We start from the raw sequence: 23,922 nt of genomic DNA, 5'->3' as shown, positions 1-23,922 counted from the left end.
ATACGGGGATCTTCAAGGCTGGCAAAATGCTCGATCATGCTGGCGGACACTCAAGGCTCCTCAAGGCGATTGGCTAACAGGGGGCCGCAACATCATGTCAGATCTAGCGTTAATACGCGCTCGCCCTACACCTCGATCCGAGGTTGGCGCGTCATTGATCACTGAACTGGTATGATGGCCTGTAGACGGGTCAGGTATTGTTGCGCCCAAAAGTCGCCTTATCGCCACTGATCTTTCACAGTAACTACGTATTCCATGTTAGACGCGGTTTAGACGCAGTTTAACTTAAATTCGAGCTAAATTTGTCCTGGACATGGGGTCTACTATAGTTTCACAATCCCCCAGGCGCCAGCGATGTGAAAACTTTGGCTTTGCATTTCCGCCGCGTTCGCGTATCGTGCCAGCTTAGATGTAGCGCCCTCCGGTCGGCGCTGCCCTGACTGAGCAAGGGTTGCATCCCTGCCAAGTGAGCGCCCATCCTGTTGCGCAACAGAGTGTTAAGCTCTGTTTTTTCCACCCCGCACACCGCCTAGACCGGCCCAGCATGATCCCTGGGTAGGCCACCCCAGGAGTTATCATGTCTTTTTCAGAGCTCGGCCTGTCGGCCGAATTGCTGCGCGCTGTGGCAGCCCAAGGCTATAGCGAGCCCACGCCTATCCAGACCCGCGCCATTCCTGCCGTTCTTGAGGGGCGCGATCTGCTCGCCGGCGCTCAGACTGGCACCGGCAAAACCGCCGCCTTTACGCTGCCAATGCTGCAACGGCTGAGCGCATCCCAGTCAGGCTCCCGGATGCACGCAAAAGCACCCCGCGCGCTGGTACTGGCGCCGACGCGCGAGCTGGCGGCCCAGGTGGGTGAAAGCGTGCGCACCTATGGGCAATTCCTGCCCCTGCGCGCCATGCAAATCTTTGGCGGCGTCGGTATGGGTCCGCAGATCACCGCGCTGCGCCAGGGCGTCGATATCCTGGTGGCCACGCCGGGTCGCTTGCTTGATCACGCCGGTCAGGGGAATTTAAGTCTGGCCCATATCGAGCTGCTAGTGCTTGATGAGGCCGATCGCATGCTCGATATGGGGTTTATGCCCGCCATTCGGCGCGTACTTAAATTACTGCCGGCCCAGCGCCAGAATCTGCTGTTCTCCGCCACCTACGCCCCTGAGATCGAGCAACTCGCGCGGGGTCTGTTGCACAACCCACTGCGCATTGAGGTCGCACGCCGCAATACCGCCGCTGAGACCGTCACCCAACGGGTGCATCCGGTCGAGCGCGGCCACAAACGCGCGCTGCTGGCGCACCTGATTGCCAGCGGCGGTTGGGATCAGACGCTGGTCTTTACCCGCACCAAGCATGGCGCCAACCGTCTGGCGCAGCAACTGGAGCGTGATGGGATTACGGCGGCCGCCATTCACGGCAACAAGAGCCAGGGGGCGCGCACCCGCGCCCTGGCAGATTTCAAGCGCGGCACGATCCGCACCCTGGTGGCCACCGATATTGCCGCGCGCGGGCTGGATATTGATCGCCTGCCGCATGTAGTGAATTTCGAGCTGCCCAATGTCCCCGAGGACTATATTCATCGCATCGGACGCACCGGGCGTGCTGGCGAAAATGGTACCGCCGTGTCACTGGTCAGCCCCGAGGAACGCGCCTTGCTCGCCGGCATTGAGCGCCTGCTGGGGCGCGCCATTGAGCAGCAGCCAATGGCCGGCTTCTCGGATCGCGCCCCCATTGCGGTGACCGAGGAGCGCACTGCCGCACCACGCGCGCGACAAAAACCGCCGCGCAAGCCGCAGCCCAGAGCCGAGGCGGCCACCAAGACCCGCGCGCGGCGCCAAGCGCCGGGCTCAGGGCGCAGTCGTCACACTGGCCATGCCAGAGCGGGCCGGACACCGGCCTAGCCCCCGAACAGTCGCGACTGCGCCCTTGGGTTCAGTCGCACACTTTAGCTGATAATTTGCGTATCGATCAGCTAGAGAACCTTAATGAAGATACGCAATGTTCTGTAGAGAGAAGTGTTTGATGAATATCTATGTTGGCAACCTGGCCTATGGCGTTACCCAAGACGAACTCCGCGATACCTTTGCCGCCTATGGTCAAGTGGAAAGCGCCAATCTGATCACCGACAAGTTTACCGGTGATTCCAAGGGCTTTGGCTTTGTGGAAATGCCGAATAATTCCGAAGCCGATACCGCGATCAAAGCCCTGAATGAGACCGATCTGAAAGGCCGCCCTCTGCGTGTCAACCAGGCCAAGCCGCGCAGCGATCGCCCCGCCCGTGGCGGTTCGCGCTGGTAAGCGACGCCCCCCAGCAGGCCCAAATGTTCAGCGCGCTCCCCAGCGCGCCTGGGCCTGCTCTCATGCCCCTCCTGAACTAATCAGACACCGCAGCCAAGCCTTCGCGGAGAATCCGCCGCACCAAAGCCGGGCCATGGTAAATGAGACCGGTGTAGATTTGGATCAAATCGGCACCAGCGGCGATTTTTTCAGCCGCATCCTGAGGCGACAGAATGCCGCCCACCCCAATCAACACCACCTGATCGCCCAGTGCCGCGCGCACGGCTGCCAGTCGGGCCGTACTGCGCGCAAACAGTGGCCGCCCGGAGAGTCCGCCACTCAGATCCGCCGCTGGATTTGGCAAGGCGGTAAAGTCGATGGTGGTATTGGTCAGAATCAAACCGGCACAACCTTCTTCCAGTGCAGCACGCGCGCAGTCAATGGTGGCCTGCTCGGCTAGGTCCGGGGCCAGTTTGATCAGCAGCGGACGCGGTGTGGTGCGACGCTGATTGAGCCGTTGCAGGGCGGAAATAATCCGCTTGATGTCTTCAATGCTCTGCAAATTGCGCAAGCCAGGGGTGTTGGGACTGGAAATATTGACCACAACATAGTCGGCCCAGTCGCTCAGCGCAGCAAAGCTGTGCTGATAATCGGCCGCAGCATCCTCGGGGGCGGTGCGTTTGGATTTACCGATATTGACGCCCAGCGGTCGGCGCAACTGACCGCTGGCGTGCAGGGCGCGCAGCCGGCGGGCCATGCAGGTGGCGCCATGATTGTTAAAGCCCATACGGTTGACCAGCGCCGCCTGCGACGGGAAGCGGAACAGGCGTGGGCGTGGATTGCCCGGCTGAGGATGCGCGGTCACCGTACCCACCTCAACGAAGCCAAACCCCATGCGCTGCCAAGCCTGTACAGCAGTCGCGTCCTTATCGAGTCCGGCCGCGAGACCGAGCGGATTGGGAAACTCAATCCCCATCCGGTGCCGGATCAGTGCGCTCGGGCCTGGACGCGCCGATTGCGTGCTAAATTGATCCAACAAGCGCGCCCAGTGTCCGGCCAGTGACAGGCTCAGATGATGCGCCAGCTCCGGGTCGAGTTGAAACAGCAGAGGGCGCAGTAACCGCCAGCTTCCAGTCGTGGGTTCATCAGTCATAATGGGATGCCATGGGATTGTGTCGAGAGTGGATTGAGCACTGGGCATGGAGTTAATCATTCAGCTTGAGCATCTGAGCGTACAGCTGTTGCTGGCGGCGCAGATGATCGCGGTGTTGTTGACCACCGCACATATTTTACTCAGCAATCGGGATGTGGCCTCCACCGTGGGCTGGACCGGGCTGGTGTGGTTGGCACCGCTGGTCGGCTTGCTGCTGTACTGGTTGTTTGGGGTGAATCGCATTCAGCGCAAAGCCCATCAGCTGCGCCCGCAGATTAGCGCCTCGAATGACGCTCGGACATTGGCTGCGGAGCGTGCGCACTACCAGCTGCAGCAGCGCTTTCCGCAGTGGGTGCCGCTCGGGCATCTTGGTGATGCGCTGACACATACGACACTGAAGCCAGGCAACCGGGTGCGTGTCCTGATCAATGGTGACCAAGCCTATCCCGAGATGCTGCGCGCCATTGATGAGGCGCGCCACAGTGTCGCACTGTCGACCTATATCTTTGACATTGACCCAGCCGGACATTCCTTTGTTGACGCACTGGAACGAGCCCAGCGCCGGGGCGTAGCGGTGCGGGTGCTGATTGATGCGGTCGGGCAGCGCTACAGCCACCCGCGCGCGCCTCGGCAACTCGCGGCCCGGGGGGTGCCGGTGGCGGTCTTTCTGGAATCCCTGCTGCCGATTCGCAATCAGTATCTGAACCTGCGCAATCACCGTAAAATCCTGGTGGTTGATGGGCGGTGTGGCTTCACCGGCGGGCTGAATATTCGCAGCGGCTGTCTGCTGGCAGAGCAACCACTGCGGCCGGTGCAGGATGTGCATTTTGAGCTTCAGGGGCCGGTCGTACGTGGATTGATGAGCGCCTTTGAGGTCGATTGGAATTTTACCACTGGCGAGCGCCTCAGCGGACCACACTGGTTTCCGCCGCTCAAGCACGCAGGAGACAGCCTGGCACGCTGTCTGCCGGATGGGCCGGATGAGGACTTCGATGTGATCCGCCGCATGATGCTGGGCGCGCTCGCTCAGGCACAACAGCGGGTGCGGATTATTTCGCCCTACTTTTTGCCCGACCAGGTGCTGCTGACGGCGCTTAATGTGACCGCCTGGCGCGGCATTGATGTGCGCATCCTGTTGCCGGAACACAACAACCTGCGTTTTGTGCAATGGGCAGCCCAAGCGCAGGCGGAGCAGGTGCTCGACGGCGGCAGCCGCATTTTTCTCTCGCCGCCGCCGTTCGACCACACCAAGCTGATGATTGTCGATGACCTGTGGTGCTTTTTCGGGTCTTCGAACTGGGATCCGCGCAGCCTGCGGCTGAATTTTGAGCTGAATGTGGAAGTCTACGACCGCCCACTCGCCGCGCAGTTGCATCAGTTGTTCGATGCCAAGCAGGAGACGGCCACCGAGATCAACGCCGCGCAGCTACGCGCACGCTCAGTGCCAATCAAGCTGCGCGATGGCTTTGCGCGCTTAATGAGTCCCTATTTGTGAGGACGCGCATACAGGGTGTCGGGATCAATCAGCGGTTGCGCAATGACTTCAATGGCATTGTCGCGCCAAGCATTATAGAAGCAGTTGCGACGTCCGGTGTGACAGGCCGGCCCGGTTTGATCAACTAGCAACAGCAGAGTGTCGCCATCACAATCGAGGCGCAGTTCTTTCAACTGCTGCACCTGCCCGGAGGACTCGCCCTTGCGCCACAGCTGACCGCGCGAGCGTGACCAATAGCAGACGCGACCGCTGGCCAGGGTTTCGTCGAGGGCCTCTAGGTTCATCCAAGCCATCATCAAAACCTCGCCGCTGTCAAATTGCTGGGCGATGGCGGGAATCAAGCCCTCAGCATTGAGTTTGAGCGCGGCACGCACCTCAGTCCAAGGATGACGACTGCCAAGTGGGGCTCTTTCTGTTGCAGCAATGGCTGATTGGGACATAATTTTACGTGTATTTTCGATGAAATGCTGGGCTTTATTGTATCCTTAATTCTTAACCCTGGGGTGCCTGATGGGTTTTTCGCAGCAATGGAAATCTTTGGTTGAGGCTTCATGACAACACGATTAATTACAAATGCGCGCATCGTCAATGAAGACCGGGTGTTTGAAGGCGATCTCTTCATTCGCGCCGGGCGCATTGAAGCCATTGGCGCTGATTTGCAAGCGCGGGCGGCGGATGTGGTGCTGGACGCTCAGGGGCAACTGTTACTGCCGGGCATGATTGATGATCAGGTGCATTTTCGCGAGCCGGGTTTGACGCACAAGGCGGAGATTGCCACCGAATCCTGCGCGGCGGTAGCCGGCGGCATTACCAGTTTTCTGGAGATGCCGAACACCCATCCGCCGACGCTGAGCCTGGAGCAACTGGAGGCGAAATATCAGCGCGCCGCGCAGGTGTCGCCGGCCAATTTTGGCTTTTATCTCGGCGCCAGTCACGACAATCTGGAGGCGATTCGCACCCTGCCGGTCGGAGCCGCTTGTGGGGTTAAGGTGTTCATGGGCGCCTCAACCGGCAACATGCTGGTGGATGATCCGCAGGTATTGGCCACGATCTTTGCCGAGGCGCCAGTGCTGGTAGCGACCCATTGCGAGGATACACCGCTAATCCAGGCCAATGAACAAGCCTACCGGGAACGCTATGGCGAAGCGGTACCCATGGAGGCCCATCCGCTGATTCGCTCCGAGGAAGCCTGCTGGCGCTCATCCTCTCTCGCGGTGGAGCTAGCCCGGCAGCACGATACCCGCCTGCATGTACTGCATCTGACCACCGCACGGGAACTGGCGCTGTTTGAACCGGGGGCGCTGCGCGACAAACGCATCACCGCTGAGGCCTGTGTGCATCATCTGTATTTTGACGCCCGCGATTATGCCACGCAGGGGAGTCTGATCAAATGCAATCCGGCCATTAAGCAGCCGCAGGATCGCGCCGCACTGCTGAAGGCTGTTGCCGAGAATCGCATTGATGTGATCGCCACCGATCATGCCCCGCATCTGCTGAGCGAAAAGGATGCGAGCTATTTTTCCGCCCCTGCCGGGCTGCCGCTGGTGCAGTACGCCCTGCCCAGTCTGTTCGAGGCGGTGCGTACCGGCCATCTCAGCCTTGAGACGCTAGTGCAAAAAACCAGCCATGCGCCAGCGGACTGTTTTCAGATCGCCGAACGTGGCTACATCCGCGAGGGCTACTGGGCCGATTTGGTGCTGATCGATCCTGAGCGCCCTTATCGAGTTGAGCGCTCAGCGGTGTTGAGCCGCTGCGGCTGGTCACCCTTTGAGGGACGCGAATTCCATGCGCAGGTCATGGCGACCCTGGTCAACGGGCATCTGGTCTGGCCGCCAGAGCGCTGCACAACAGCAGCGCCCTGTGGTCAGCGTCTGAGCTTTGGTGCCACCCGCTGATGGTGGCAGGAATCAATCTTCGCACGACAGATCATGTGCAATCAGACCTTCTTCAAGATGATCGGAAATCATCGGATGGGCCAGGAGATATTCGCAGGCCCGCAGACTGAAATCACCAATGGCATCATCGACGCAGGCTTCCCACTCATCAATGCTGTAATCACCCCGGCCCAGCCACATAAGGGCGACTAGCTCGGCGCGCTGGCGCTCCGACATCTCAGCAATGGTTTCGCGCATTTGGTTCAGGCTGTAATCCTCGCTGTGATCGGCCAGCACTTGCAGTGCCCAGTCCTCAGTTGGGCTAGCCGGCGTGTCTGGAATCACGACTTCTTCCTTAGCCTGAAACTCCCGCGCCAGCGCAATGATGCAGCACAGCGTTTCGAGTCGAATATGTAATGACATGACCTAACCTTGCTCAAGCAGATTGCGCAGGTCGATGATAGCCGCGTTGGCGCGCGAGATGTAAGAGGCCATCACCAGGGAGTGATTGGCCATGGGGCCGAAGCCGGTGCCGTTTAAGATGAGTGGGCTCCAGATGGGCTTCTGGGTGTTCTCAAGCGCGCGGACGATCTGACGCAGGGAAACCTCGGCATTTTTGTCTTCCAATACCTTCCGGAAATCAACCTGCGTGGACTTCAGCGTGTGCAACAGTGCCCAGCAGTAACCGCGCGACTCGAAGAAAATATCGTCGATTTCCAGCCAGTTGGTCTTCACTTCGGTCTGTGATGGCGTGGGCGTTGACTGGGTCGCGTTCGGGTCGCCGGCCAAATCAATGTTGAAACGCTTTTCCCCTGCACTGGCCGCGAGACGCTGCGCATAGCTGCCAAGGCGTTTTTCCACCACAGCCAGATAGGCGGCCAGATTATCCGCACGACTGAAGAACTGACCGTCAAACTGCTTATCATCGGCCAGGCGGTTCAGGTAACGCTCAAGGTAGCCCAGTCCCTGCCGATAGGCCGATTCGGTCGAGGGTAGAATCCAGGAGTTTGAGTTGAAATGAAACTGCGGCTCACCCAGTTGCAAGTCTTTGTCTTCGGTCGACTGGGTTTGCGAGCGGGCAAAATCATTGCGCAACGTCCGCACCAGGTCGCGCAACTCGGTCAGCGCACCGAATTCCCAGTTCTTGATGTTGTCCAGGTACAGCCCCGGTGGCATGACATCATTGGTGATATAGCCGCCCGGCTTATCGAGCAAAGTTTCGCCGATGCGTATCGCGGTGGCCGTGGTGACAGAACCGGGAACCACTTTTGCCTGGTCGCCGCCGGCTTTATCCAGCGCGTTCTGCTCAACATCGAACATGCCCGGGCTACGTGACCAATAGATGCCAGTCAGCACCATCAGCACAGCACCGGTCAGCAGCAGCAGCCCAAGGGTCCACCACAGACCTTTTTCCTTCCAGGTACGCGGGTCGTACAGCTTGACGACTTTCGCCGCATGCTGCCGCAGGCGCAGCGCATTCTTTGGCGCCGACGCGCCTAATCCGGGATTCTGTTGTTGCATCATTTGGCTCCTGAGCCAGAGACTCGATCAAGCTTGAAGGATCGTCGCTTGGGGGTTATTAGGTGGAGAACCTTGACTGTGGCAACCATTATCCGAGCCTTGGCCGCTGTCGTCATCACAATTATCCAACGCATCAAGACGCCCCCAGCCGGCCCGCTACTTTTTTACACTGTAAGCTGCCGTATAATGATTGTGCCAAACGCGGGAGCTTCGCAGGAATTTTATGGCACAAATCGGGGAAATATTCACGTTGTAAACCTGTTAGTTTTACCCGAAAATACCGCCCCCTCAACAGGGCTAAATGACAGGTCACATATCCGCAGATGCCAACAACCAAGCTTCCTCTCTCTGATAAGCCGTCGCTGCTCGTTGTCGATGACATGCCCGATAATCTGAGCATTCTGGAAGCCGGATTGGCGCGCGATTACCGCCTCGCCATGGCCCGGCATGGCGAGCGTGCCTTGGCCCTGGCACAAGAAAAACACCCAGACCTGATTCTGCTTGATGTCATGATGCCGGGCATGGATGGCTTTCAGGTCTGCGCGCACCTGAAAGAAAATCCGGTGACGGCATCAATCCCGGTGGTTTTCCTGACGGCGCTGCGCGAAGAACAAGACGAAATTCGCGGACTGGAGTTGGGCGCGGCTGACTATATCCACAAACCTTTCAACATGGCGCTGGTGCGCCGACGCATCGCCACCCACTTGCAGGCCGCTCAGGTTCGAGTCGCCCTGCGCGAGCGCAATCGCGCCCTGAAACAGCACGCACAGGCCCTGCACGAACGCGCCGAGGCGCTTGAAGAGGCCGCGCGCCAGCGTGACGAAATTGATCGCGTCCTGCGCCACGACCTCAAGGGTCCGCTATCGCCCATTATCGGCTTCGCGGATCTGATGGTGGAGGACAGCAACCTCACCGAGGATCAGCGCGAAAATCTGCACATGATAGGGGATTCGGCCCGGCGCATCCTTGAGATGATCCAGCGTTCCCTTGATCTGTACAAAATGGAAACCAACCGCTATCGCTACCAACCAGCGAACCAAGACATCCACAAGATCCTGCGCTCAGTCCTGTTTTCCGTAACCCCTTTCGCACAAAGCCACGGAGTTACCCTGTACTTCGTTCCCCCAGATGATGCGATCCACTTCAGTGTCGAGGACATGTTGCTACACAATCTGCTGAACAATCTGATTCAAAACGCCATCGAAGCCTCTGCGCCGGGCGATGTGGTGACCATCCGCTCGCAGCTGGAGAACCCAGGCACAAAAAACGAGCGCTTGATTCTTTCCGTGACTAACCCAGCGCTGGTACCTGATGACGTTCGTGAGCGTTTTTTTGAAAAATACATCACCAGCGGAAAGCAGAACGGAACCGGCCTTGGCACCTACTCAGCGCGCCTCATGGCGACGATCATGGGGGGCACGCTTAGCATGAAAAGCGCGCCGGGACTTGGTACTCGGCTGACCCTGGCGCTGCCGAAACCCAAGTCAGAAACGACGCCATGTGCATAACGCAATGAACCCGCAAGACGATGATCTCGATCAAATTCGCACCAAAGCCTGGAACGCGCTACAAACGGGCAATCTGGACTGGCTGCAAGAACAGGTCGAGCAAGGAAAGCTTGATCTGTTGCCGCTAGCTGAGAATCTGCGCGTTTACCAAGCCGAGCTGGAAATCCAGAACGAAGAACTGCGCACAGCCCAGGCCGTGACCGAACGGACGCTCGCTCGGCAAACCAAGCTGTTTGCGGAACTCCCCGATGCGGCCCTGACACTGAACCCAACCGGCCTGATTTTGGATGCGAATCAAGGCGCAACTCGCCTGTTTGGGCGTAAATTTTCTCAACTCAAGCAGCATTTTCTGCAACGCCTGATCGACCCGGCACATGAAGTGTCTATTAACAGCGCTCTGCATCGGGTCAGTAAAACTGGATACCGCCAGACTGTCAAGTTGCCCCTCCTGAGCGATGCCGCTCCGGTCATCGTCGAGCTACACCTGACGTCCTTTTCCCCCCCTGATACCACGGCGGATAAGGATCTGATCCTCTGCGTCGCGATCGATCTGACCGAGCATGAGCAGGATAAGGCGTTGCTTACCCAGCTCCATCGCCGCGCAGCTGTCCTGCTTGCCCTGCCGCAGCTGGCGGAGGAAACCGATGAACGTGGATTTTTGCAGCGTGGCCTCGAATATGCCGAGGAACTAACCGAAAGCCACATTGCTTTCGCACATTTCGTGAATGAAGATCAAAACACCATTGACCTTAGCACTTGGTCAAGCGCCACACTCCGCGACCATTGTCAGGCGACCAGCGATGGGCATTACCCGATCGAGCAGGCCGGACTCTGGGCCGATTCCCTGCGACTGCGCGAGCCTGTCCTGGTCTCGGACTACGACACCGATACGCGCCAACGCGGTTTGCCCGACGGACATGCACCACTGAAACGCCTGATTAGCGTGCCCGTCCTCGACGGGGACATGGTGCGCATGATCGTCGGGGTGGGCAACAAGCTCACTGACTACAGCACACTCGACATCGAGTCGATGCGCCTGATCGCCGATACGCTGTGGCGCATCATCAACAAAAATCGCGCCGACGCCGCACGCGAACACCAAAATCAGGAGCTGGCCATCGCCCGCGAGCGCGCCGAACAATCGGCGCGCGCCAAGAGCCAGTTTCTGGCCAAGATGAGCCATGAAATCCGCACACCACTGAACGCCATCCTTAACCTTGGTGCATTGGCGCTCGAACAAGCGCAACACGACCAACAACGCGACTTGCTCAGTCGTGCGCAGCGTGCGGCTCGTGACTTGCTCGCAACCGTCAACGATATTCTTGATTTTTCCAAAGTTGAGGCCGGTCGCTTGACGGTTGAACAACAGCCATTTGACTTGCGCAAACTGATCGATGACGCCGCCTCGCTGGTTATGGGACTGGAGGATAGCAAACCTCTGTCGATTTACTTTCAGGTCGCGCCCAATTTACCGCGTCGTTTGGTGGGCGACCGCCGCTGTTTGACTCAGGTGCTCAATAATTTGTTAAGCAACGCGATAAAGTTCACAGAGCGCGGCCAGATTACAATGAGTATCCGGGCAGCCACCGCCGAAGCGAAAATAGCGCATCTGGTGTTCGCGGTGCGCGACACCGGCATTGGTCTCAGCGAGCCGCAGCTCACCGAGCTGTTTCAGCCCTTTCATCAAATCGACGGCGGCATCACCCGCCACTATGGCGGCACCGGCCTGGGTCTGGTCATCAGCCGCCAACTGGTGCGACTGATGGGCGGCGAGCTGCATCTGTCGAGCACCCCGGGTCACGGCACCACGGTATCCTTCAAGCTGTCCTTTCCCAGACTGGATCCGGCGCCCCTGATCGATTCCGGGGAATTCGCGACCTTGCGGTCAAAACGCCTGTTACTGGTGGTTCCGCCAGGCTTGCTGCACGATTTCATTCTCACCACTCTGACGGAGAGACGCTGCAAGCACATCCGCCTGGTCGCAAGCCTGGCTGAAGGATTGGCACTGGCGGCCAACGCCAGCGAGCAAGGCCAGAGCATTGACCTGATCGGAGTCGATGCCACGCAACTCGACCAAGCCACCCAGGCCGAAATCGACACACTGCAAACACTTGCCATGCCCCAACCTGGCGCACCAAGGCCGCACCTGCTCTTAATCCTAGGGCAAATGGACACCAACGCGCCCCATCTCCGGGTTGGATTCGAACCCGTGTGCCTCCAGCCACCCATGACGCCCTGCCGCCTGTTGCACGCGCTGGAACAAGCCCTCTCGACACCATCAACGCCCCCCGGTGTGTCAAATAACATTCGTGCCCTGGTTGTCGATGACGACCCCATCAGCAGCACCGTAGCCCGACGGCTTTTGAACCGGCTGGATTTTGCCGTGGAGGTTGTTGACAACGGCCGCGCAGCCCTAGCCCGTCTGAAGACGGATGCCTGGGACTTGGTGCTGATTGATCTACACATGCCGGAGCTTGACGGCATTGAAACCATCCGCCAGTCCCACTTCCAGGACCAGCCATCACCACCGCACGTGCTCGCCATGACTGCCCATGCCACAGCGCATCAGCAGGCCCGTTGCACGGCTGTGGGAATCGACGCACTGACCGAAAAACCCCTGTCGATTGACCGGCTGCGGCAGCTCTTGGGTCGCTGGTTTCGCCTGCCCGAGCGCGAGCCTGACGCCCACGCCGTTAGCGCCGCTGTCCCTGACCACAGCGCCGATGTGCATCCTGCCAACCAGGATGCCATGCTTCACAGTAAATTGTGTCACCAGTTCCTGAAACGCCATCACGAAACGGCCGCTGTGCTGCAAGCGCTCCTGGAGCAAAGCCACTGGAGCGATGCCCTCAGCTTGATTCACCGTCTGCGCGGCTCCGCCGGGATTCTTGGGTTGTCGCCACTGGTGCAAGCGGCCAATCCAATCGAGCACGCACTGACGCGCAACCAAACCCCCGAGCCAGCACAGCTTGAGCACTTGTTCGGTACCTTACGCGACACCCTGGACAGCATCACCCAACCCCCAGCCCCCGAGCCGGATTCCGAGCCGACCCCACCGCCCAGTCAACCGGTATCCGCCGCGAAGTCACTGGAGACGCTGATCCCGGACTTACAGCAGTGGCATCGGTTGCTCGATGATGACATCACCGCCGCGCGCCATCAGGGACAGACGCTGCGCAAGGCCATGCTTGGCCACCGCTTGGAACCCCGAGTTCGCGCCATTCAACGCACCATAGATGCGTTCGATCTGGATAAAGCACAGACAGAAATCCACCAGCTGATCAAACTAATCAAGCAAGCTGACTCATCAACATGACCATCAGTCAGGTCGGCAAGGAAGGTTGGCTCGGCACGGGCATATCAGTCTGGCGCGGCAGCCGCTCGGATTTCCGTAGGTTTGTTGCTGAAGAGTTGGTACAAGATGGCCCCGAGCGCCAGCGTTGCCACCCCGACGATCCCCGCCATGGGCCGATTCACAATCGTGTAGATTGCGATCCACAGATTGCCAGCGATGAACAGCCAAGGCGTGAAGGGATACCCCAGAACCCGATAGGGTCGCGGGCGCTTGGGTTGACTGCGACGCAGCGCTATGAGACCAAGCACCGTGAGCATCGCCATGAGTGACAGAGTAAAGCCGATATAGATCAATAGGGCATCGTAGGCGGCGACCAAGATCATGCCGACCGCAATCGCCCCTTGAAATAGAATGGCCTGCGCTGGTGTCTCGCGCACCTCATGTACCCGCCCAAAGCGCCGGAAGAACAGCCCGTCGCGGGCCATCGCATAATAAACGCGCGGGCCGGCCATGATCATCGCGCTTATCACCGATAAGAGGCCGACCGCAATCGCAATACCGAACAGGCGCCCGATCTCACCGCCAAACAACGCCGTTGCCGCTGCGGTGCCGACATCCAACACCCCAGCCATGGCCGACACGGGCAAGGCATAGAGATAGGTTAGGTTCAGCAACACATACAGCAGGATCACCAACAGGGTGCCGATGATCAAGGCAAGCGGTAGATTGCGCTCCGGCTGGCGAATCTCGCCACCTACGTAAGCCGCCGCGTTCCAGCCGCTGTAGGCAAAGGAGATGAAAATCAGAGCCACGGCCAGCTGGCCACCACTAGGCATGGTCGTTGAATCGGCAATGACAGGGCGAATACTTGCCTCACCGAACCAGAAACCACCGATGATAAAAGTCAGGATGAGGCCGATCTTGAAGCTGGTCAGGAGATTTTGCATTCCCTGCCCCATCTGCAAACTGTGGTAGTGCGCAAGCGAGAGCAGGATCACCGCAGCACAAGCGAGCGCCGTGATCGGTGAGACACTGACGAGGGTCTGTCCGCCGATCTCAATGATCGGCCAGTCGGGCTGATTGGCGCCGAGCAGATAGGTCGCGAAAGCGATGGCCGCCGCCGCGATCGGTGCTGAAAAGCCTACAATCAGCGAAATCCAGCCGGAAATGAATGCCGGCAGTGGACCGAAGGATTCGCGTAAGTAGACATATTCACCGCCGGCACGCGGCAACATGGCGCCGAGTTCGGCGTAGCAAAGCGCCCCGGTGAGCGCGAAGAGGCCACCGAGCAGCCAGCATAGGAGCAAGGCTGTCGGGCTGCCTAGTTCCGCCAAAATCAGACCTGAAGTCGTGAAAATGCCGGTACCGACCATGTTGGCCACCACCAACACGGTCGCCGAAATCAACCCAATGCGCCGCGCGAGCTTCTGGGGCTGGTCAGATTGACTCGAAGCCAAGGGTTCAGGACGGCTCATTGCAAAAAATGACCCACGTAAATCAGATGTTCGAACGGCAGTTCTCGACCTTCGAGTTGCTCGCCGATGCTGGCCAGCGTTGCCGTCATCACCTCCTGCTGGCGATCACCGGCATGCATCACGATGGCGATGGGGGTATCGGTCGGATAATAACGGCTCAGCTCGGCGACGGTCTTTTCGAGTTCCGAGCGCATCGTGAATAAGACCAGCGTCGGTTTGGCCTCTGCGAGCTGGGCGAACGCCTGCTGACGTTCATCACTATCCCTCGCATGCGGAGCTCTAGTGAGCAGAATCCCCTCACTCTGGCCGCCACCGACGATTGCGCGGCCCAAGGCGGCGTTCGCGGCGTTAAAACTGGAGATACCTGGCACAACCACCGGATCAAGGTCGGCGAACTCCTGCAGATAGCCACTTTGCGGACCGTAGATCATCGGATCGCCATAATCGAGCACCACAACCGACTTGCCTTCAGCAATCGCGGCGCGAATAATCTTGCGCGCCTGTGCCTCCAGCCGCTGTTTATCCGCTTGATCATGCCCGAGCGCGCGAAACAGCCCATGCCCAGCTTCATAGGTTTCTTTGCCCTCTAGCAGTTCGGAAAGCTGTTCTCGCACCCGTTGCATACCAAAGACGACATCCGCCTCCTGGATGGTGTTGTGAGCACGAATCGTCATATTATCGGGATCACCGATACCCGTGCTGACCAGAAACAACTGGCCATGCTGAGTAGCTGTCGTTTGAGCGGGGCTCTCGCTCGCGTTTGCAACCAGAAAGAAACAAAAGAAAAGGCTGATTGAACCGGCCACGATGGCATGCAACCAGGGGTTAGATCGAATCGCGCTCAAGGTCATAAGGTCATACTCCGAAAGGATTGAACAAATCTAAAAAAGACTGACTCGCCAGCGATGCTGACGGGTCAAAAGCGATAACTCATGGCGAGTCGAATATCGCGTCCGGGCTCATCAATAACGCCGGTGGTACTATTGATGATTGAAGTTTGGTCGGCGTACTTGCGATCGAAAAGGTTATTAATCGCAAGTGTCAGCGTCAGATCCTTGATTGCTACCGGTTGCCATTCCGCACGAATATCGCTGAGTGTATAGCCTGGGCGCGATTCCTGATCTTCAGGGACATCATTGACGCTATCGACAGCAGTCAGCGTATAGCCCAAGGTCAGGGTTTCCCATGGACTCCAGTTCGTGTCCCAGACCAGTCGGTCGCCAACCGGTGCACCAAAACGCCGCACCACGCCGAGGGGATCACCGTCTTCATCTGTAAGATCGACGCTCACGAAGGCGAGCGAAGTCGAGACGGCTTGCCAGTGCCAGCGCGCCCGTATTTCATAGCCGCGGGAGAGGAGCGTGTCCTCGCTGTTGGCAATCTCGGCGACCGGACCAGGACCGCCACCGATGCGCACGATGGCATTCTCTAATCGGGTATTGAAGAGCGCCAGTTCGGCATTGAACTGGTCATCAGAACGGATCAGGCCATCGGCGCTGAAACGCAGGCCAGCTTCACTCTTAAAGGACACCTCGGGCTGTAGTGGCTTGCCGTCGTTGATATTGGTGTTGGCATCAATATTCGCCATCCAGCCCACTGGAATGATGCCACTGCCACGCACCGCCTCGCCGTAGGCCGCGTAGGTGGAGAAGCCCGCCGGCAGGTCAATGTCCAGTCCTATGTTCGGGGAGAAACGATCACCGCTGAAGGTCGAAGGGCCGTAATCCGAGGAGAAATCGTCATAGCGAACACCAAAAGATAACAAGAACCGATCAATACGTAGCCGTTCTTGGGCGAAGAGGCCTAAATTACTGGAATGATTGCTCCTGTGACTGCCATCTCCAGCATGACTGATTCCGTCCTCGCTGTAATAATCAGCGCCCAGTGTGAGCCGCGATTCGGTCAGCCCGAGCTGAAAACTGGCCGTATTGCGCAGACTGCCGCCCCACTCCTCACTGGAAACTTCGCTATCGCGGTCACGATTCTCGAGCTTGTTGTCATTGCTATAGAGATTGAATCGCCAATCGATTAACGGGCTAGCGCCAAGGAAGCGATGATCGAGCGTGTAAGTCTCGCGCGCAAGGGTCTGATAGTCAGGCTCGACACCCTCGGGCGGATAGCCCATATCGCTGCCGGCCCCGCCATAGACGGCCAGCCCAGCGCTGGTGTTGCGTTCTGCGCTCAGGCGCAAACTGTGTCCATCCAAATCTAGCGCGCTGGCCTTGAAAAAATAGGTGCGATCTTGGCCGGCGGAGTTCGGCACCTCACCGCCGCCACCGATGCGATAGTCCTGGCGATTAACCGCGAAGACGTGGGCGAGCAACCCCACTGGTCCTGCCTGGCCAAGCATAGACAGACTACCGATGTCGGATTTGTCGGCACTGGCATAGCCGGCCTCCAAGATCGCCCCTGTCTGCTGTCCAGGCTGAAGCAGATCTTGAGCGTCGACAGTTTCGAACTGAATCGCGCCGCCAAGCGCGCCCGGCCCGAGATCGGCTGAGGGACCTGTGATCACCTCCACACGTTTGAGCAGATCGGGGTCGAGGCCGCCGATGCCGCCGCGATGCTGATGCAAATTGCGTCCCTGACGTGCTCCATCAATACTTATATTGAGGTTGCTGCCTTCAACGCCACGCAGATAAATACGCTGAGCGTTGCGAGTGCCGCCGCCAATGACTACCGAGGGTTCGTCTCTCAGAACATCCGCCATGTCGGTCGCTAGGCTGCGTTGAACCTGATCAACACGAATTGCACCACCCGTAACCTCAGAACTGGCCTCAACCTTGATGGGAGGCAATTTTACTTGCACCGTTTCCGGCTTAGGAGGTTGCGCCTGTGTTCCAGTCGCGACTATCGTCAGGGACAGCGCGGGGAGAGTGGAGGCCCAGTGATGATTCTTCATGATCTGTAAAACGAAAGTTAAGTATATTGATTCGCATTTCCGATCAATTTAACGTTGACCGACCGGGCTGGGAAGACAGATCCGTGGAACGGCCCGTTCCGAGATTGCAAACACCATGACCGATTTCGACGCACTGCGAGCCGTGCTTGCGCTTCGCACCCAGGGCAATCTGACCGCAGCCGCCCAGGCACTCGGATGTCCCAAATCAACACTGAGCCGCCGACTGGCGGCACTGGAGGAAACACTCGGCCAGCGGCTGACCCGCCAAGCGAGAGGACGGCTCTCGTTGAGCGATGCGGGGACTGTCTATGCCAACTATGCCGAGCGCCTACTCGCGCTGGCCGACGAGGCGAGAAGTGCGCTCGAAGTGCTTTCAACCGACATGCGTGGCGCACTGACCGTTTGGTTGGATCACCAACTTGAGCGTGGATGGGCGACACGGATCTTGAACGATTTCCTCGCCACCCATACTGAGATCACACTGAATGTGCGGGTGGTCTCACCCGGTGCGCTCCCTGAGGCAGCGGCCAATGATCTTTGGCTTGCTTGCGATCGGCGCCGCCTGCCCGATCTAAAACGGATCACGCTGGGACGCTGGCGGCGCCGGCTCTATACCGCCGCCACCGATCGGGGGGAGTGCTGTCTGCTTAATGATCCCGCTGTTGTGGAAAACTGCCCTTGGCTTACCATGGTCGGTGAGCCAGATCGAGTCAGCCTACGTCATGCGAAACGAGGCGACATTTACCACATCCAGCCACAAGCCCGTATGAGTATGGATTCTCAGTGGATGTTGGCTGATGCCATCGCTCGCGGTTATGGAATCGGAATGCTACCAGGCTGGGTGGCGGAGTGCCCTCGACACGGTTTTCGCGGTCAGTTTCAGCGCGTACTGGCCGATTGGGAAGGAGATGCGGCTATGGTGTTTTTGCATGTCCCCTCGGGACCGCATCCCTATCGCGTCCAGGCGTTGATCGAGCATTTAAAGGATCAGCTGCCGCAGCGCTGGACACTTTAACTTTGGACGATCATCCCGAGTCGGTCAGTGAGATGATGGAGGGCGTGGCGGTGCTGATTGGACTCTTTGGCAGCGCCAGCACACCCTGTGAGCCAAGGCTTGCGTCAGCCTCCAGCCGCAGCGACTTGAAGCTGGCCCGAAGTCGCGCTATAAATTTACCTGGGACTTGGTCCCTGTCGTTCATCCGTTCAACATTGAGGGTTAAATGATGACCAACAGACTCAAGCTCGGTTTTGCGGCAGCTCTGCTCGCTGGCGTCGGCGCACTCGCCAGTATGCCGGCTCAGGCTTTCTGGTGGCCCTGGTCGAATGGCCCCTGGGGTGGCAGCCCCTGGTACGGTAACCCCTGGTACGGCGGTTATGCCCCCTACTATGGCGGCTACTATCCTTACTATGGTGGCTACTCTCCCTATTACGGCGGTTACCCCTACTCTGGCGGTTACTATCCGTACTATGGCTACCCCTATGGTGGTTACGGCTACGCCTACCCCAGCGCCCCGGCTCAGTCGTCATCTGATGATTGATCCAGCGCGGAGGCGCCGACTGAAACGCTAAAAGGCCGCGCCTCCAGCCAACGCCAGTCCGCGTCCCCGGGAGATTCACTCCAGGGGCGTGGATCGGCAGAGTCCATTCCCGCCCCGGCCCCCATCTCACCCCTGCCAATGGGCCTTATCCATGCCAAATCTTTTCTGGTCGCAGTTTCTGTGGGCACTGCTGCTCAGTCTCTATGTCCTGAGCATTTTATTCCTGACCCGCCTGCCCTATCGCTGGATGGTCGATGCGGGCATGGAGCCCATTCGCGCCATCTATTACAACCGCAAAATTGTGCACATGGCCGCCGGTGGCGTCGGTTCCCTAGCGGTGCCCCTGATGTTTAGCAGCCCCTGGTTCCCGCTGGTGGCCGGGCTGCTGCTCACCGCGCTGACCTGGGCGGCACATCACAGCGGCTGGCGCTTTGACTGGTTTCAGACCCCGGAGAACCGCAACGATGTCAAATTCGCCCTGATGTGGGCTCTGTCAGTGTCAGGGCTCTGGTGGCTACTCGGCGATCCCTGGCTGGCGATTTTACCCGCCCTCTACATGGCTTTCGGCGACGGGGTGACTGGAATTGCGCGCAATGCACTCATTCGCCGGCGCTCCAAAAGTCTGATTGGCAATGTCTTTATGCTGCTGCTGTGCGTGCCTATCGGCTATGCTATTGGTGTACATGCGCAGCCAGCGTTGCCGTTGTGGGGAGTGCTCTCAGCGCTGGTGGCAACGGCTGTAGAACCCTATGAATTTGGTCCCATTGATGACAATGTGCTGATTACAGTCGCCGCCAGCCTGGTGTTGCTGCTGGGTGTGGGTTGGGGACCGCTGCTGTAACAATATATCAGAATATTCGAATAAAATTTTTAACCAGCCGATATACAAACGTTTTTTTCGTGTTACCCTGATAGGCTGAACTTCAGCCTATCAGGAGACTGTCATGCTGCGCTTACTGTCCATCCCACTGTTACTATCCAGTCTGTGTGTTGTCAGCCTGACGCAGGCGGCCGATGATTTTATCGTCCAGGCCTCGCCCGAATCCGTCGCGGGGGCTACAACCGTTGATGATGCCACCGCCAAAACCCTGTTCGATGACGGGGTTATCTTCATTGATGTGCGCAGTCAGCAGGCCTTCGACAAGGGGCGTATTCCCGATGCGGAACTGCTCGATTTCAAGACGCAGTTCACCGCAGCGGCCCTGGCTGACATTGCAGCATTGGATGAACCTCTGGTGATTTACTGCCAAGGTCCCAAATGCGCCCGTGCCGCCGAGGCGGTCCAACAGGCCCTGGACTGGGGCTACACGGATGTGAACTACTACCGCAGCGGCTTCCCGGGTTGGAAAGCCGCCGGCTATCCGGTCGAATAACGCCTCCCCCGCTGTAACGTCATGGGACTGCGCGCGCGCATCCTGCTGCTGTTTCTGGGTTCCACCGCCCTGGTGGTGCTGGTGTTGGTCGGGGCCTGGATGCTGACGCAGCGTCAGGCGGAGCAGCGTTTTGCCGAGGCGGTGATTGATGCTCACGCGCTCATCTGGCGTGGCCTGCTGCAAGATCAGATCAAAGCACTGGAGGCGGATACCCAACGCCTGACGCGCAATCGCGATCTGAAACGGGCATTGGCGGCCAAGCCCCTGGATACAGCGGCTCTGGATGCGGCCAGTCAAAGCATCTACAGCATGATGGCGGCGCAAGGCCAGGTGGCCCGGGTCGGTATTTTCGACGCCCAGGGGGCTTATCAAGCGACCCATGGCTTCAGCATGCGCGGACCGAGCACCAATCCGGCAATCCAGGCTGTAATCGCCACCAATGCCCCAGCCGCTGGCTTGCTACGCACGGCCGACGGCGAGCCTATGGTGGCTGTGGCCATCCCGCTCACTCGTCGCGGCCAGCCGCTCGGTGGCGGAATCCTGATGCAAAGTCTGGATACAGTGACTGCGCGCCTGGCGCAGCGCACCGAAACTGAAGTCGCACTGGCAACCCAGGCGGGTCTGCTGTGGCAGTCCGATCACTGGCCCAGTGCGCGCTTGCCCGCGACGCTCGAGTTACCCGCGTTTGTGCTCGAACACCATGATGATCGTGACTGGGCCTTGACCCTGCATGAGCTGGTCGGTATCGATTCACAACCCATCGCCCGTCTGGCACTGGCCACTGACGAAACCGCCAACCTGGCCATGCGGCGCCGCAGCGAACAACTGGCTATCGGAGCAGCACTCCTGGTGGTGCTCGCCACGCTGGGACTGTGGCAATGGCTGCTCGGGCGACTGCTGAAGCCGTTGCACCAGGTTTCCAGCAGTCTGCAACAGATCGCCGCCGGCGATCTGCGGGCGCGCATTCTCCCCGGCTGCCCGGGTGAGATCGGCCGGCTGGAACAGGCGGCCGCCACCATGGTAGAGCAACTGCGCAAGGTGATTGAGCAAATTCAGGACATGAGCCATGCGGTCGCTTCGCGCAGCGAGACCATGACCCAGCGCTCCCACGACTGGAGCGCCAGTGCCATAACCGAGCGTGAACAGGTCACGCGAATTCGCACCGCTATCGGCAATCTGGAACAGGCCTCGGCGCAGGTGCAGCAGGAAGCCCAGGACATTGCACAGCATGCCACCGAGGCCGATGCGCATATCCGCGACAGCCTGGGTTCAGTAGCCGAGTCCATTGCCGATATTCATCACCTGCACGATCAGACCCGCCGCTCAGCTGAGGTGGTCAGCCGGCTGCTCCAGCAAAGCGACGAGATTTCAGGGTTCCTGCAGATGATTCATGCTGTGGCTGAGCAGACCAATTTGCTTGCGCTGAATGCAGCCATCGAAGCGGCCCGCGCCGGTGATCATGGGCGTGGCTTTGCGGTGGTGGCCGATGAAGTGCGGACGCTGTCGCAGCGCACCACCGAAGCCACAGTTGAAATTCAACGTGTCACGGACGGCTTGCAGGAACTCTCCACCGAAGCCGATGCCATTCTCAGCGCCAATGTTGCAGTTTCTGAGGAGAGCGTCACCAAAACGGATACTGCCAAGGAGTCCCTGGCCAGCATCGTGGAAACCATGGCCACCATTCGCGCCATGAATGCCTCCATTGCCGACACCGCCAATCACCAAAACGCCATGACCGCGACCATTGCTGAAGCTGTGGCTGCGGTTGAGGCCAGCACCCAGGCCGCAACCGGACATACTGAGCATGTGACCCTGAGTTGTCGCGAGCTCACCGAGCGTGTGCGCACCCTCGACCACTTGCTGGCCGAACATTTCAAGCTGTAAGCAAGGCTTTCCGCACACAAATAATCGATATATCACAAAGACGCAGTTTCAGCGTCAGCAACTAAGGAGGTGAGGTGATGAACGTTGTGCTCCCAAAGCTGACGCAGAAGCTGTGTTACGACATGGCCCTGTGGATGATCAGCTTGGATATACTGATCGGCCTGCTGTTTCCCTTCATGATGCGCTGGCTGGGGTTGCCAGCCAGCGAAGTGTATGCCCCACGCTTCATGCTGGCCTGTCTGGCGGCCGGCCTCATCGTGGCGGTCGCCAACTTTTTAGTAGCACGCTGGGTGGTGGCGCCACGGCTGCGGCGCCTTTCCTCGCAGGCACGAAATGTAGAAGCCGCGATACGGCAGGCAACCGACACCAACAACTGGCAACACTGCACACCGGAGAAATGCCAGTTGACCATCGACTCCGCCGACGAGATTGGCGAAACCGGACGCTCGTTTAATGATCTGGTCGATGCACTCCTGCTCTCGCACGCGGTGGAAGCGGCGGTCAATGAGTTTGCCCATCACCTGACCGGCAAGCTGGACCTCGAACCGATGTCCGAGGAGGCGCTTGACCGACTAATTGAGCACACCAAGGCCGATGCGGGCGCGGTCATTGTCGAGGAAGCCGGCACACTCCGGGTGACCGCACAGCGCGGCATTCATGGCCTGACTGATCCCTCCAACAGCGAGCCCATTCGCCATTGCCTGATGTCGAACCAACAGCTCACCCTGAGCTTGCCGAAGAACATCACCATCGACGCCGTACTGACACGATTCCAGCCACGGCAACTGGTGCTGATTCCCCTGGCCTTCAAAGGGGTGCCACTGGGACTTTTCCTGTTGGCGCGGGCACAAGAATTCAATCAGCACGCGCATCGGATGATGACGCTGTTTCAGCAAAGCTTTGCGCTGGCCCTGAACAACGCCCAAGCCCATCATCAACTCCAGCATCTGGCAGTGATTGACCCGTTGACCGGTTTGTACAACCGCCGCTTCGGTATCACCCGCCTGAACGAAGAATTTCAGCGCGCGGCGCGCACCGAGACGCCGCTGAGCCTGCTGATGCTGGACATCGACTATTTCAAGAGAATCAATGACGAGCACGGACATCTGGTCGGCGACCGGGTGCTGGTCGAGGTGTCACAAAGGTTCCGGCAGTTAATGCGCGAGGACGATATCGTGGTGCGCTACGGCGGCGAGGAATTCCTGATGCTGCTGCCGGGAGCCACGACCGACAATGCGCGCGTGCTGGCCGAACGCATCTGCCGCACCATCGACAAGCACATCATTGAAACTGCCCATCTTCGCCTCCGGGTCACCATCAGCATTGGACTCGCCTGTTTTCCGGAGCAGGAGGTTAACTCCCCGGAAAACCTGATCGCTCAGGCTGACGACGCGCTCTATCAAGCCAAACAGACCGGGCGCAATTGCGTTTGCTCCGCCAAGTGATGCCCAAGCCGCAGGTTGATGCCGCCCGTAGCTCATCAGAAGCTGGTGGCCTGGTTGCAAGCGACCTATCAGGTCAATGTCTGTCGTGAAACCGTGCGCCGGGCGCTCAAACGCCTGGGGCTGTCGTGGAAAAAGGCCAAGGCCCTGCTCAATCGAGCCAAAACCGCCGAGCGCGAGACCTTCGTTGAA

20 protein-coding genes are annotated in these 23,922 nt (G+C 59.0%); 13 read left to right on the top strand and 7 right to left on the bottom strand.

Translation table 11 applies throughout. The features are described 5' to 3' along the window. The first annotated feature begins 577 nt into the window (after positions 1-577). Together CKO36_RS14105 and CKO36_RS14100 are read left to right on the top strand one after the other, a co-directional pair. Complete coding sequence (locus CKO36_RS14105) at positions 578-1,894, top strand: DEAD/DEAH box helicase (RefSeq protein ID WP_200284829.1); 1,317 nt, start codon at positions 578-580, stop codon at positions 1,892-1,894. A 121-nt stretch (positions 1,895-2,015) separates the two neighbouring features. Further along, the gene (locus tag CKO36_RS14100) at positions 2,016-2,291 is read left to right on the top strand and encodes an RNA recognition motif domain-containing protein (RefSeq protein WP_200284828.1); all 276 of its coding nucleotides are present in this window, start codon (positions 2,016-2,018) and stop codon (positions 2,289-2,291) included. A gap of 76 nt (positions 2,292-2,367) precedes the next feature. On the opposite strand, the gene CKO36_RS14095 is transcribed toward CKO36_RS14100, so the two are convergent. Beyond that, the gene (locus CKO36_RS14095) at positions 2,368-3,423 is read right to left on the bottom strand and encodes a quinone-dependent dihydroorotate dehydrogenase (RefSeq protein WP_200284826.1); all 1,056 of its coding nucleotides are present in this window, start codon (positions 3,421-3,423) and stop codon (positions 2,368-2,370) included. A 46-nt stretch (positions 3,424-3,469) separates the two neighbouring features. Between CKO36_RS14095 and cls the strand changes: the two genes are divergently transcribed. Then, entirely contained in the window at positions 3,470-4,918 is a 1,449-nt protein-coding gene (cls, locus tag CKO36_RS14090; RefSeq protein WP_200284824.1) for a cardiolipin synthase, read from the top strand. Here cls and hisI read toward each other — a convergent pair. Then, a complete protein-coding gene (hisI, locus tag CKO36_RS14085; protein WP_200284822.1) occupies positions 4,909-5,358 on the bottom strand; it encodes a phosphoribosyl-AMP cyclohydrolase in 450 nt (149 codons plus the stop codon). The two genes, cls and hisI, sit on opposite strands and share 10 nt — an antisense overlap. A 111-nt stretch (positions 5,359-5,469) precedes the next feature. On the opposite strand from hisI, the gene CKO36_RS14080 reads away from it, so the two are divergent. Continuing rightward, entirely contained in the window at positions 5,470-6,813 is a 1,344-nt protein-coding gene (locus CKO36_RS14080; RefSeq protein ID WP_200284820.1) for a dihydroorotase, read from the top strand. 12 nt (positions 6,814-6,825) lie between these two features. On the opposite strand, the gene CKO36_RS14075 is transcribed toward CKO36_RS14080, so the two are convergent. After that, positions 6,826-7,215, bottom strand: a complete 390-nt coding sequence (locus CKO36_RS14075; RefSeq protein WP_200284819.1) for a DUF3775 domain-containing protein — start codon at positions 7,213-7,215, stop codon at positions 6,826-6,828. Between the two features lie 3 nt (positions 7,216-7,218). Beyond that, positions 7,219-8,313, bottom strand: a complete 1,095-nt coding sequence (locus tag CKO36_RS14070; RefSeq protein WP_200284831.1) for a DUF2333 family protein — start codon at positions 8,311-8,313, stop codon at positions 7,219-7,221. A 323-nt stretch (positions 8,314-8,636) separates the two neighbouring features. On the opposite strand from CKO36_RS14070, the gene CKO36_RS14065 reads away from it, so the two are divergent. Next, on the top strand, positions 8,637-9,821 hold the full coding sequence (locus CKO36_RS14065; protein WP_200284817.1) for a hybrid sensor histidine kinase/response regulator: 1,185 nt from the start codon (positions 8,637-8,639) through the stop codon (positions 9,819-9,821). A 4-nt stretch (positions 9,822-9,825) separates the two neighbouring features. Further along, positions 9,826-13,137: an ATP-binding protein gene (locus tag CKO36_RS14060; RefSeq protein WP_200284815.1), complete on the top strand. Its 3,312-nt coding sequence runs from the start codon at positions 9,826-9,828 to the stop codon at positions 13,135-13,137. Between the two features lie 44 nt (positions 13,138-13,181). Here the strand turns inward: CKO36_RS14060 and CKO36_RS14055 are convergent, their stop codons facing one another. The 3 genes from CKO36_RS14055 to CKO36_RS14045 form a co-directional block, all read right to left on the bottom strand. Continuing rightward, a complete protein-coding gene (locus tag CKO36_RS14055) occupies positions 13,182-14,591 on the bottom strand; it encodes an APC family permease (RefSeq protein WP_207161477.1) in 1,410 nt (469 codons plus the stop codon). Further along, a complete protein-coding gene (locus CKO36_RS14050; RefSeq protein ID WP_200284811.1) occupies positions 14,588-15,442 on the bottom strand; it encodes an SAM-dependent methyltransferase in 855 nt (284 codons plus the stop codon). The genes CKO36_RS14055 and CKO36_RS14050 overlap by 4 nt, the downstream gene beginning before the upstream one ends. Positions 15,443-15,507: 65 nt before the next feature. After that, a complete protein-coding gene (locus tag CKO36_RS14045; protein ID WP_200284809.1) occupies positions 15,508-17,493 on the bottom strand; it encodes a TonB-dependent receptor domain-containing protein in 1,986 nt (661 codons plus the stop codon). A 115-nt stretch (positions 17,494-17,608) separates the two neighbouring features. Here CKO36_RS14045 and CKO36_RS14040 point away from each other — a divergent pair, with 115 nt between their 5' ends. From CKO36_RS14040 to CKO36_RS20470, 7 genes are all read left to right on the top strand, one after another. Beyond that, on the top strand, positions 17,609-18,508 hold the full coding sequence (locus CKO36_RS14040; RefSeq protein ID WP_200284807.1) for a LysR family transcriptional regulator: 900 nt from the start codon (positions 17,609-17,611) through the stop codon (positions 18,506-18,508). A gap of 205 nt (positions 18,509-18,713) precedes the next feature. Further along, a complete protein-coding gene (locus CKO36_RS14035; protein WP_200284805.1) occupies positions 18,714-19,031 on the top strand; it encodes a sulfur globule protein CV3 in 318 nt (105 codons plus the stop codon). Positions 19,032-19,182: 151 nt separating this feature from the next. Further along, positions 19,183-19,872: a hypothetical protein gene (locus CKO36_RS14030; protein ID WP_200284803.1), complete on the top strand. Its 690-nt coding sequence runs from the start codon at positions 19,183-19,185 to the stop codon at positions 19,870-19,872. Positions 19,873-19,975: 103 nt separating this feature from the next. Further along, entirely contained in the window at positions 19,976-20,404 is a 429-nt protein-coding gene (locus CKO36_RS14025; protein ID WP_200284801.1) for a rhodanese-like domain-containing protein, read from the top strand. Positions 20,405-20,425: 21 nt separating this feature from the next. Then, positions 20,426-22,288 (top strand): methyl-accepting chemotaxis protein, encoded by a 1,863-nt coding sequence (locus CKO36_RS14020; RefSeq protein ID WP_200284800.1) that lies wholly within the window; start codon positions 20,426-20,428, stop codon positions 22,286-22,288. Positions 22,289-22,365: 77 nt separating this feature from the next. Then, positions 22,366-23,733: a GGDEF domain-containing protein gene (locus tag CKO36_RS14015; protein WP_200284798.1), complete on the top strand. Its 1,368-nt coding sequence runs from the start codon at positions 22,366-22,368 to the stop codon at positions 23,731-23,733. Positions 23,734-23,751: 18 nt separating this feature from the next. After that, positions 23,752-23,922: winged helix-turn-helix domain-containing protein (locus CKO36_RS20470; RefSeq protein WP_200284796.1), on the top strand; the 171-nt coding region annotated here is incomplete at its 3' end.

Origin of the sequence: Rhabdochromatium marinum (assembly GCF_016583795.1) — a bacterium.
In the GTDB taxonomy this organism is placed as follows: Bacteria; Pseudomonadota; Gammaproteobacteria; order Chromatiales; family Chromatiaceae; genus Rhabdochromatium; species Rhabdochromatium marinum.
The sequence above is the reverse complement of the archived record's forward strand: the minus strand, read 5'-3'. Positions and strand labels throughout refer to the sequence as shown.

What these genes read in the sequence shown, in the direction of transcription:
- CKO36_RS14030 (WP_200284803.1), top strand. Translation starts at nt 19,183, where the DNA reads ATGCCAAATCTTTTCTGGTCGCAGTTTCTGTGGGCACTGCTGCTCAGT.
- CKO36_RS14035 (WP_200284805.1), top strand. Translation starts at nt 18,714, where the DNA reads ATGATGACCAACAGACTCAAGCTCGGTTTTGCGGCAGCTCTGCTCGCT.
- CKO36_RS14080 (WP_200284820.1), top strand. Translation starts at nt 5,470, where the DNA reads ATGACAACACGATTAATTACAAATGCGCGCATCGTCAATGAAGACCGG.
- CKO36_RS14095 (WP_200284826.1), bottom strand. Translation starts at nt 3,423, where the DNA reads ATGACTGATGAACCCACGACTGGAAGCTGGCGGTTACTGCGCCCTCTG.
- CKO36_RS14055 (WP_207161477.1), bottom strand. Translation starts at nt 14,591, where the DNA reads ATGAGCCGTCCTGAACCCTTGGCTTCGAGTCAATCTGACCAGCCCCAG.
- hisI (WP_200284822.1), bottom strand. Translation starts at nt 5,358, where the DNA reads ATGTCCCAATCAGCCATTGCTGCAACAGAAAGAGCCCCACTTGGCAGT.
- CKO36_RS14020 (WP_200284800.1), top strand. Translation starts at nt 20,426, where the DNA reads ATGGGACTGCGCGCGCGCATCCTGCTGCTGTTTCTGGGTTCCACCGCC.
- cls (WP_200284824.1), top strand. Translation starts at nt 3,470, where the DNA reads ATGGAGTTAATCATTCAGCTTGAGCATCTGAGCGTACAGCTGTTGCTG.
- CKO36_RS14100 (WP_200284828.1), top strand. Translation starts at nt 2,016, where the DNA reads ATGAATATCTATGTTGGCAACCTGGCCTATGGCGTTACCCAAGACGAA.
- CKO36_RS14040 (WP_200284807.1), top strand. Translation starts at nt 17,609, where the DNA reads ATGACCGATTTCGACGCACTGCGAGCCGTGCTTGCGCTTCGCACCCAG.
- CKO36_RS14025 (WP_200284801.1), top strand. Translation starts at nt 19,976, where the DNA reads ATGCTGCGCTTACTGTCCATCCCACTGTTACTATCCAGTCTGTGTGTT.
- CKO36_RS14065 (WP_200284817.1), top strand. Translation starts at nt 8,637, where the DNA reads ATGCCAACAACCAAGCTTCCTCTCTCTGATAAGCCGTCGCTGCTCGTT.
- CKO36_RS14075 (WP_200284819.1), bottom strand. Translation starts at nt 7,215, where the DNA reads ATGTCATTACATATTCGACTCGAAACGCTGTGCTGCATCATTGCGCTG.
- CKO36_RS14105 (WP_200284829.1), top strand. Translation starts at nt 578, where the DNA reads ATGTCTTTTTCAGAGCTCGGCCTGTCGGCCGAATTGCTGCGCGCTGTG.
- CKO36_RS14070 (WP_200284831.1), bottom strand. Translation starts at nt 8,313, where the DNA reads ATGCAACAACAGAATCCCGGATTAGGCGCGTCGGCGCCAAAGAATGCG.
- CKO36_RS14050 (WP_200284811.1), bottom strand. Translation starts at nt 15,442, where the DNA reads ATGACCTTGAGCGCGATTCGATCTAACCCCTGGTTGCATGCCATCGTG.
- CKO36_RS14015 (WP_200284798.1), top strand. Translation starts at nt 22,366, where the DNA reads ATGAACGTTGTGCTCCCAAAGCTGACGCAGAAGCTGTGTTACGACATG.
- CKO36_RS14060 (WP_200284815.1), top strand. Translation starts at nt 9,826, where the DNA reads ATGAACCCGCAAGACGATGATCTCGATCAAATTCGCACCAAAGCCTGG.
- CKO36_RS14045 (WP_200284809.1), bottom strand. Translation starts at nt 17,493, where the DNA reads ATGAAGAATCATCACTGGGCCTCCACTCTCCCCGCGCTGTCCCTGACG.